This is a genomic window from Bacteroides gallinarum DSM 18171 = JCM 13658 (assembly GCF_000374365.1).
GTDB classification, from domain to species: Bacteria; Bacteroidota; Bacteroidia; order Bacteroidales; family Bacteroidaceae; genus Bacteroides; species Bacteroides gallinarum.
Genome location: NZ_KB894194.1, coordinates 1 through 10,131 on the forward strand (window position 1 = coordinate 1; position 10,131 = coordinate 10,131).

Annotated in this window: 7 protein-coding genes and 2 pseudogenes; 6 read left to right on the forward strand and 3 right to left on the reverse strand. The window is 48.7% G+C overall.

Going from position 1 to position 10,131, the window contains the following annotated elements:
* From C233_RS23125 to C233_RS0121480, 3 genes and pseudogenes are all read right to left on the reverse strand, one after another.
* A pseudogene (locus C233_RS23125) lies at positions 1-150 on the reverse strand (DDE transposase); the annotation flags it as partial.
* Positions 151-294: 144 nt separating this feature from the next.
* Positions 295-609: pseudogene (locus C233_RS23130) on the reverse strand (HIT family protein); the annotation flags it as partial.
* A gap of 54 nt (positions 610-663) precedes the next feature.
* Positions 664-2,931: a monovalent cation:proton antiporter family protein gene (locus C233_RS0121480; RefSeq protein ID WP_018669536.1), complete on the reverse strand. Its 2,268-nt coding sequence runs from the start codon at positions 2,929-2,931 to the stop codon at positions 664-666.
* A gap of 251 nt (positions 2,932-3,182) precedes the next feature.
* On the opposite strand from C233_RS0121480, the gene mce reads away from it, so the two are divergent.
* From mce to C233_RS0121510, 6 genes are all read left to right on the forward strand, one after another.
* On the forward strand, positions 3,183-3,599 hold the full coding sequence (gene mce / locus C233_RS0121485) for a methylmalonyl-CoA epimerase (RefSeq protein WP_018669537.1): 417 nt from the start codon (positions 3,183-3,185) through the stop codon (positions 3,597-3,599).
* Positions 3,600-3,656: 57 nt separating this feature from the next.
* Positions 3,657-5,210 (forward strand): acyl-CoA carboxylase subunit beta, encoded by a 1,554-nt coding sequence (locus C233_RS0121490; RefSeq protein ID WP_018669538.1) that lies wholly within the window; start codon positions 3,657-3,659, stop codon positions 5,208-5,210.
* Between the two features lie 47 nt (positions 5,211-5,257).
* Complete coding sequence (locus tag C233_RS0121495; protein WP_018669539.1) at positions 5,258-6,190, forward strand: OadG family transporter subunit; 933 nt, start codon at positions 5,258-5,260, stop codon at positions 6,188-6,190.
* Between the two features lie 24 nt (positions 6,191-6,214).
* Positions 6,215-6,646 carry a biotin/lipoyl-containing protein gene (locus tag C233_RS0121500; RefSeq protein WP_018669540.1) on the forward strand — a complete coding sequence of 144 codons (432 nt, stop codon included), beginning with the start codon at positions 6,215-6,217 and terminating at the stop codon, positions 6,644-6,646.
* A 1-nt stretch (position 6,647) separates the two neighbouring features.
* The gene (locus C233_RS0121505) at positions 6,648-7,808 is read left to right on the forward strand and encodes a sodium ion-translocating decarboxylase subunit beta (protein WP_018669541.1); all 1,161 of its coding nucleotides are present in this window, start codon (positions 6,648-6,650) and stop codon (positions 7,806-7,808) included.
* Between the two features lie 108 nt (positions 7,809-7,916).
* On the forward strand, positions 7,917-9,767 hold the full coding sequence (locus tag C233_RS0121510) for a glycoside hydrolase family 13 protein (RefSeq protein WP_018669542.1): 1,851 nt from the start codon (positions 7,917-7,919) through the stop codon (positions 9,765-9,767).
* Positions 9,768-10,131 lie beyond the last annotated feature (364 nt).

Sequence of the window (10,131 nt, forward strand, 5' to 3'; positions counted from 1 at the left end):
TGCGGCTTTTGCCATGCGTTCAAACGGGAACACTGAGTGAAGCCTGCCAAGCTCACTCTCATTAAAACTTTTGCGGTATTTTTCCAGAACATCAAATTCTGTGAAGCCCAAAGTTGGGTGAATTTCGGAAATATTTTGTATCTTAGCCATATCTTAGTCGGGGAATTTCCCCCGTTTTGGCCTTCAAACCTTATTTGCGGGGGAATACCTAAAGATACAAAAAAGCCAGCTAATTCGCAATATTTTGTGTATGAATTAGTTGGCTGATTTTATATTATTTACTGAATGTCCCTATTTAGGGGCCAAATGGAAGTGAAGATGAGACAGCTTGTCCGAGTATGCACCGTAATTAATCTTTTCCGGCTGGAAAGCTTTCTGCATGGCACGGGTTACACGGGTAACGTCTGCCATAAAAGCGTTGCGTTCTTCGTCGCTCAACTCGTTCAGGTCGTTCACATGGTCTTTATAAGCTACCAGGCAACGCCCGCGGTAGGTCTGTTCCTTGAAAAGGAAAACACGTGATACACTAAGTTGCGCAATCTCAATCATCAGGTTGTGCAATGTCTCATTATTCTGGCAATACAGACATTCTTTCGAATCGCTTTTCATGATAATCTTTTTTTAGTTTATATTTATAAGGCAAAAATAATCATTCCCTTCATATTACAGGTCGATATTTTCATCATTTTCGCCGACCAATTTGTACACATCGACATTTTCACCGACAATCCATACGACATCCCCCTCTGCAAAAGGCTCGTGCACATCGGGGGCGTGCAGCGCTTCTTCACCCCGCTCCACACCTACAATCAGACAATGGTACTTCTCCCGGATGCCTGCATTCTTCAAGCTCTTGCCCAGAAAAGGAGAGTTTGCATCTATACGCAACTGCCGCAATATCATCTCGCTCTTCTCCACGGCATCCGCATCTATCGCCGAAATCCGGTTCATCTCCTCGCCGAATACGCTCAGTTCCGCATCGGTAGCGATAACCTGTATCTTATCCTGAGGAAAAAGGCGTACCGAAGCGCCGGGAATATTTATCCGCCTGCGCCCGCGAAGAATGGAAACAACATGTACCCCGTAGCGTTTGCCGAAATTCAGTTCTGCCAATGTCTTACCCGCCCATGCCGATTCGCCGGGTATCTCGTAATCCGTCAGGTGCAAGTCGCGGGAAAGCAGGCGGCCGGCATATTCGGGCTTTTTCTCTCCCAAATATTCAGCCCGTATATCCCGCGAACGCAGGTTTTGGAAGAAGGTGCGCTCAATCATTATGGACTGCCGCTTCAACTGCCGCGAAAGTATCATCACCGTAACCAGCAACACCGCCACCCCGAATACCAAACCTACCGACAGCTTAAACAGCCCGGCAATGACGAACATCACAAAAGAAACCGCTATCAAGACGCGCAGCACAATCGTAGCTACCAGTGGAGCACGGTTTCCCCGGCTGTCATGCCACAAGGTGACGAATTCTGCCGAATGGTTCTTCTTAATCATAATAGTCCGCAGGAAGGGAGCGATGAACAATATGATAACCACCGCCGACAACAAAGAGCCCCAGATACCGGGCAAGCTCTCCCGGAAAAACGGTACGAGGAAACGGAAAGCAACGGCTATCACCGCTATGCTTACAATGGAGTAAACCACCGTAATGCGCAACAAGGCAAATATCAGCTTCTTCCACAAGCTTTCGTGGTTCACCGTCTGCGAACCGGAAGCATAATGCAGCAGGAACTTCCGCCATTTTGCCGGCAAATGCGTATCGACGAAACTGGAGGCAGGCTCTGCCAAACGAATCATATAAGGAGTAAGGAATGTCGTAATGACCGATACGGCGACCACTATCGGGTACAGGAAATGGCTCGTTACATGCAAGGAGACGCCCAGGGAGGCTATGATAAAGGCAAACTCGCCAATCTGCGTCAGGCTGAAACCGCACTGCATGGCAGTTTTCAGGGGTTGTCCGGCAAGCAATACTCCCAATGTGCCGAACAAGGACTGCCCGATAATGACTGCCAGCGTAATGACAACGATAGGCAGTGCATATTCCACTATCATCGCAGGTTCCACCATCATACCTACGGAGACAAAAAAGATTGCGCCGAACAGGTCTTTTACCGGATTGACCAGGCGTTCGATACTCTCCGCCTCTACCGTCTCGGCAAAGATAGAACCCATGATAAATGCTCCGAATGCTGCCGAGAACCCTGTATGCGCGGCAAGGACTACCATGCCGAAACATAGCCCGAGCGATACAATCAACAGTGTTTCCTCGCTCATCAGCTTACGGCATTTCTTCAGCAGTACCGGTATCAGGTAAATGCCTACGACAAACCACAATATCAGGAAGAACAGCAGCTTTGCTATGCTACCCAGCATCTCCGTTCCTTCAAAATTATGGCTGACTGCCATAGTAGACAGCATAACCATTAGGACAATAGCCAGAATATCTTCCAAAATCAAGACACTGAGCACCAAGCCGGTAAACTGCTTCTTGCGCATACCCAAATCATCGAATGCCTTATATATGATAGTGGTAGAGGACATGGCAATCATACCGCCCAGGAAGATGCAGTCCATACGCTCCCACCCGAAAGCCGTACCGACCGCCACACCCAGCAGTGTCATGCAGAATATGATTGTACACGCAGCGATAACGGCAGCACCGCCCACCTTCACTATCTTTTTGAAGCTAAACTCCAGTCCCAGGGCGAACAGTAAGAAAATAACACCGATATCCGCCCATGTCTGTATATTCGCCGTATCCATTACGGAAGGCGTATAAGCCATATGCGGGCTTGCCAAGAAACCAGCCACCACATATCCTAAGACCAACGGCTGTTTCAGTTTCTTAAATAACAGCGTCATTATACCGGCGCAAATCAGTATCAATGCCAAATCGGCAATCAGGGGAGCTAAATGTGACATAATATTTGTCCGATTGTATTTCTACTGACAAAGATACGACAAAAAAAGCTTTTGAATCTCTTTTTTACAAAAAACCGGCCGCTGCCTCCCGATAAAACAACAACGGGCGATACCGGTCTTAAAATCATTCCAAGAAGAAATACCTTTATAATTAATTGGCGAAAAATTTCTTTATTCAAGCAGAAATCTCTTTCTTTGCACTGCTTATTCTGAAAATTAGGAATTGAATACCAACATTAATATAAATTGTTATGAAGATTTCACACATTGAACATTTGGGTATTGCCGTAAAAAGCATCGAAGAAGCCCTTCCGTACTACGAAAACGTATTAGGTTTGAAATGCTACAACATCGAGACTGTAGAAGACCAAAAGGTAAGAACCGCTTTCCTGAAAGTAGGCGACGTGAAGATTGAGTTGCTGGAACCAACTTCTCCCGAAAGCACCATTGCCAAATTCATCGAAAAGAACAACGGCAATGGCGGCATGCACCATTTAGCATTTGCTGTGGAAGACGGAGTAGCCAACGCACTCGCCGAAGTCGGGGAAAAAGGTATCCGCCTTATCGACAAAGCGCCCCGCAAAGGTGCGGAAGGCTTGAACATCGCATTCCTACACCCGAAATCCACACTCGGCGTATTGACGGAACTCTGCGAAAAAGGAGAGTGATAAGGAATCATCAATCATCCAACTTTATTCTAAAATCATAAATCATAAATAAAGGACATGAGTAATCAACTTGAGAAAATTAAAGAGCTTATCGACCGCCGTACGGCTGCGCGTCTCGGTGGCGGTGAGAAAGCGATTGCAAAGCAACATGAAAAAGGTAAATATACAGCCCGCGAGCGTATAGCAATGTTACTCGACGAAGGCAGTTTCGAAGAAATGGATATGTTCGTCGAACACAGATGTACGAACTTCGGTATGGAAAAGAAACACTACCCCGGCGACGGTGTGGTTACCGGTTGCGGTACTATCGAAGGCCGCCTGGTTTATATCTTCGCACAGGATTTCACGGTTTCTGCAGGCTCTTTGTCGGAAACGATGTCTTTGAAGATTTGCAAGATTATGGACCAGGCAATGAAAATGGGTGCTCCCTGCATCGGTATCAACGACTCGGGCGGCGCGCGTATCCAGGAAGGTATCAACGCTTTGGCAGGCTATGCCGAGATTTTCCAACGTAATATCCTCGCTTCGGGCGTTATCCCCCAGATTTCGGGTATCTTCGGCCCCTGTGCCGGCGGTGCGGTATATTCTCCTGCCCTGACCGACTTCACGCTGATGATGGAAGGCACTTCCTATATGTTCCTCACAGGTCCGAAAGTGGTTAAGACCGTAACGGGCGAAGACGTCAGCCAGGAAAACCTGGGCGGCGCAAGCGTACACTCCACCAAGTCGGGCGTAACTCATTTCACTGCCAAGACGGAAGAAGAGGGACTGGCATTAATCCGCAAGCTCTTGGGCTATATCCCGCAGAACAACCTGGAAGAGCCTCCTTATATAGATTGTACGGACCCTATCGACCGCCTGGAAGACTCCCTGAACGATATTATCCCCGATAACCCGAACAAGCCGTACGATATGTACGAAGTAATCGGCGCTATCATCGACAACGGCGAGTTCCTCGAAATCCAAAAAGATTATTCCAAGAATATCATCATCGGCTTCGCCCGCTTCAACGGACAGTCCGTCGGTATTGTAGCCAACCAGCCCAAATATCTTGCAGGCGTGCTCGACAGCAACGCATCCCGCAAAGGTGCGCGCTTCGTCCGTTTCTGCGACGCCTTCAACATTCCTATCGTATCTTTGGTAGACGTACCGGGCTTCCTTCCCGGAACAGGCCAGGAATACAACGGCGTTATCCTGCACGGAGCCAAGCTGCTGTATGCTTACGGTGAAGCTACTGTGCCCAAGGTTACTATCACCCTGCGCAAGTCCTACGGTGGTTCGCACATCGTGATGAGCTGCAAGCAGCTCCGCGGCGATATGAACTACGCATGGCCTACTGCCGAAATCGCCGTAATGGGTGGTGCAGGTGCCGTAGAAGTTCTGTACGCACGCGAAGCCAAAGAACAGGAGAACCCTGTACAGTTCCTGGCTGAGAAAGAAGCAGAATACACCAAATTATTTGCCAATCCTTATAATGCAGCCAAGTACGGCTACATCGATGATGTCATCGAACCGCGCAACACACGTTTCCGCATCATCCGCGCCCTGCAGCAACTGCAAACTAAGAAGCTCACCAACCCGGCCAAGAAGCATGGTAATATTCCTCTTTAAAGATTGAGAATTGAAAGTTGAGAATTGAAAAATAAAAACTCAAATTTATGAATAAAACAAAAATCGGAATATTCCTTTCATTGATGCTGGTATTAGGATTCTGTTCTTCCTGTGGAGAGAAGAAGGTGAATTCCAAACTGTTGCTGAATGAAGTGCTCGTTAACAACGAAAGCAACTTCCAGGATGACTACGGTGTACACAGCGCATGGATTGAAATATTCAACAAATCATACGGCAGTGCCGACCTTGCCGGCTGTTACCTGAAATTCAGCAGCCAGCCGGGTGATACCGCCAGCTATTTCATCCCGAAAGGCGATGTCCTGACAGTGGTAAAACCCCGTCAGCACGCACTATTCTGGGCAGACGGAGAACCTAACCGCGGAACTTTCCACACCAACTTCAAGCTGGATAGCGTAAATGCCAACTGGATTGGCCTGTACGACTCCGGCAAGAAACTGCTCGACCAGATTGTAGTACCCGCCGGTGCACTGAAAGCCAACCAGTCTTATGCACGCGTCAGCGATGCTTCCCAGGAATGGGAAGTAAAAGGCGACAGCGAAGACCGCTACGTTACCCCAAGCACCAACAACCAGACCATCGACAGCAATGCCAAAATGGAAAAGTTCGAGGAGCATGACAGCATAGGTATCGGTATGGCCATTTCCGCCATGAGTGTAGTATTCTGCGGATTGATTCTTCTTTATATCTCTTTCAAGATTGTAGGCAAGATATCCGTCAACCTCAGCAAGCGTAACGCCATGCGGGTCAAGGGTATCACCGACAAAAAGGAAGCCAAAGAAAAACAACTGGGAGAAGCCCCGGGCGAAATATTTGCCGCTATCTCTTTGGCACTGCACGAAATGCAGAGCGATGTACACGATGTGGAAGATACCGTGCTTACCATTACCCGTGTAAAACGCAGCTATTCGCCATGGAGCTCCAAGATTTACACCTTGCGTGAAACTCCTCTCAGAAAGTAAGTCACCTTTAATAAAGATAAAACGATGAAAGAATATAAATATAAAATCAACGGTAACGTATATAAAGTTACCATTGGGGATATTGAAGACAATATCGCCCACGTAGAAGTGAACGGTACTCCTTATAATGTCGAAATGGAGAAAGCTCCGAAAGTAGTTGTGAAGCCGGTAGTACGTCCTGCGACAACGGCTCCCGCCCCTCCCGCCAACCCGGTTGTAAAACCGGCCGCTGTTTCCGGCGGCAAGTCGGGTGTGAAATCTCCGCTGCCCGGTGTTATCCTCGATATCAAAGTCAACGTAGGCGACACTGTGAAGAAAGGCCAGGTTATCATCATCCTGGAAGCCATGAAAATGGAGAACAATATCAATGCCGACAAAGACGGTAAGATTACCGCTATTAACGTTAGTAAAGGAGAATCCGTACTCGAAGGTACTGACCTCGTAATTATTGAATAATATGGGAGAATTTATCACATTTTTAGGAAACAACCTTGCCGACTTCTGGACCTACACGGGTTTTGCCAATGCAACGGTAGGACACGTGGTAATGATTCTGGTAGGTTTGTTCTTCATATACTTGGCCGTAGCCAAGGAATTCGAGCCGATGCTGCTGATTCCTATCGGTTTCGGTATGCTGATTGGTAATATCCCTTTCAACATGGAAGCCGGATTGAAAGTCGGTATCTATGAAGAAGGGTCTGTGCTCAACATCCTGTATCAAGGAGTGACTTCCGGCTGGTATCCGCCTCTTATCTTCCTGGGTATCGGCGCTATGACGGACTTCTCCGCCCTGATTTCCAACCCGAAGCTGATGCTGGTCGGTGCGGCCGCACAGTTCGGTATCTTCGGTGCCTATATGACAGCCCTGGCTATCGGCTTCGACCCGATGCAGGCCGGTGCTATCGGTATCATCGGCGGTGCCGACGGCCCGACGGCTATCTTCCTTTCGTCCAAGCTGGCTCCTAACCTGATGGGTGCCATTGCGGTATCAGCCTATTCTTATATGGCATTGGTACCGGTAATCCAGCCGCCTATCATGCGCCTGCTCACCAACAAGCACGAGCGCCTTATCCGCATGAAACCGCCGCGTGTCGTTTCTCATACGGAAAAGGTGATGTTCCCGATTATCGGTCTGTTGCTCACCTGCTTCCTCGTTCCGTCCGGCCTGCCTCTGCTGGGTATGCTGTTCTTCGGTAACCTGTTAAAGGAAAGCGGAGTAACCCGCCGCCTTGCCAACACGGCAAGCGGTCCGCTAATCGATACTATCACTATCCTGCTCGGTCTTACCGTGGGCGCTTCCACACAGGCATCCGAATTCCTGACTACCGATTCATTGTGGATTTTCGGCCTGGGAGCTTTCTCGTTCGTCGTTGCAACCGCTTCCGGCGTAATCTTCGTGAAGATATTCAACCTCTTCCTGAAGAAAGGCAATAAGATCAACCCGCTAATCGGTAATGCAGGTGTATCCGCAGTACCCGACTCGGCACGTATCTCCCAAATCGTAGGTTTGGAATACGACCCGACCAACTACCTGCTGATGCATGCTATGGGGCCGAATGTAGCAGGCGTTATCGGTTCGGCAGTAGCCGCCGGTATCCTGCTGGGCTTCCTCATGTAAGGAGTGAAAACGTTTGCATAAACCGTATAGACAATTATAGCGGAGAGGTACGTTCCTCTCCGCTATTTTGTTTTAAATTAGCGCAGTAAATAACGAAAAGCTAATATCATGAAAAAAGTATTCTTCATTTTGGGAACACTCTTACTTTCCCTCAGCACGTATGCAGCCATGAACGTAAACAAAATCGACCCGCCGTTTTGGTACACCGGCATGCAGAACCCCGAACTTCAGCTAATGGTATACGGCGAAGGCATCGGCAATGCAGCGGTATCCGTAAACTACCCCGGTGTCTCGCTAAGCAGCACCGTCAAATTGGAAAGCAACAACTACCTGCTGGTCTACCTCAAGCTGGACAAAGACGTAAAGCCCGGCAAGATGACACTCACCTTTACCCAGGGCAAAAAGAAACTCGTCGAGGAATATGAATTAAAGGCACGCGCCAAGAAAGGTTGCGAACACCTCGGTTTCGACGCCTCCGATGCGCTTTACCTGCTGATGCCCGACCGTTTTGCCAACGGCAACCCCGACAACGACCAGATACCGGGCATGGCGGAATACAAAGTAGACCGCAACGACCCGAACGCCCGTCACGGCGGCGACCTTGCCGGTATCGAACAACACCTGGACTACTTCTCCGATTTGGGTGTAACCGCCCTATGGTTCACTCCGGTACTGGAAAACAACATGACCGGAGGTTCGTACCACGGTTATGCCACCACCGACTATTATAAGGTAGACCCCCGCTTCGGCACTAACGAAGAATATAAGCAGCTTATCGAAAAGTCCCACGCACGTGGCATAAAAATCGTAATGGACATGATTTTCAACCACTGCGGCGTAGAGCACGTATGGATAAAGGACATGCCCAGCAAGGACTGGTTCAACAATCCCGACCACGAAAAGAACTTCGTACAGACCTCCTTCAAGCTGACTCCGCACGTAGACCCGTACGCATCGAAGTACGATTTCAGCCAGATGAACGACGGCTGGTTCGTAACCGCCATGCCCGACCTCAACCAGAAGAATCCGCACGTATACCGTTACCTCGTCCAGAACAGCTTCTGGTGGATTGAGTACGCCAATATAGACGGTATCCGTATGGACACCTATCCGTATGCCGACTACGACGCCATGAGCAACTGGATGAAGGAGCTGAATGAAGAATACCCCAACTACAACACCGTAGGCGAGACATGGGTTACCGAACCGGCATACACCGCCTGGTGGCAAAAAGACTCCAAGCTGTCCGCACCCAAGAACAGCAACCTGAAAACAGTAATGGATTTCAGCTTCTTCGACAAAATCAACACCGCCAAGACAGAGGAGACGGAAACCTGGTTCAAAGGGCTGGACCGCGTATATAACAATTTCGTATACGACTTCCTCTACCCGAACCCGGCATCGGTACTCGCTTTCATCGAAAACCACGACACCGACCGCTTCCTGGGTGAAGGCGACAACCTTCCGATGCTGAAACAAGCCTCTACCCTACTGCTCACTACCCGCCGCATTCCGCAACTGTATTATGGAACGGAGATTATGATGAACGGCGTCAAGAGCAAGAGCGACGGCTATGTACGCAAGGACTTCCCCGGAGGCTGGGCAGACGACAAGGAAACCGCACTTACCGCCGAAGGCCGCAGCAAAATCCAGAACGACTGCTACAACTTCTACAAGACAATACTGAACTGGCGTAAAGGGAACGACGTGATTGCCAAAGGCAGCATGACCCAGTTCATGGTGCAGAACGGCGTGTACGCCTATGCCCGCCAGTACGAAGGCAAGACGGTATTCGTGATGCTGAACGGAACGGATGCGGAAACCACCGTTCCCTTGAAGTTCTACAAGGAAATCCTGAAAGACACCGAACAAGGAAAAGACATTCTAAGCGGCAGAACAATTGCCTTTGGAGAAGAATTGAAAATGGGAGCGCGTGAATCACTGGTTATCGAGTTGTAAACAGACACAGATTTGATATGGATTAGGCACGGACTACACGGAAAATCACGGATAAATCTAAAGAAAAACGTGAACCCCGTGTAATCCGTACCTAGGGATATTCAGTAAATGTCCCTAAAAATCAAGATGGCATATGAAGATGATAGAGCATACTCACTTCATATGCCATTTTTATAGTCCTATTCCTGTAATTTCTCACACAATCTTACCCTACAAGACATGACGCTCGGGAAGAAGTCTGAAGACATCTTCTGCCTCTGCCTGTAAAATCATATCATGCCGCTTTCACCGTCCTGTTCCTGATCTTGTCTATCATCAGTACGGCATTTGCCGTATGTATTCCAAAGAAAATCCACAGGATTTC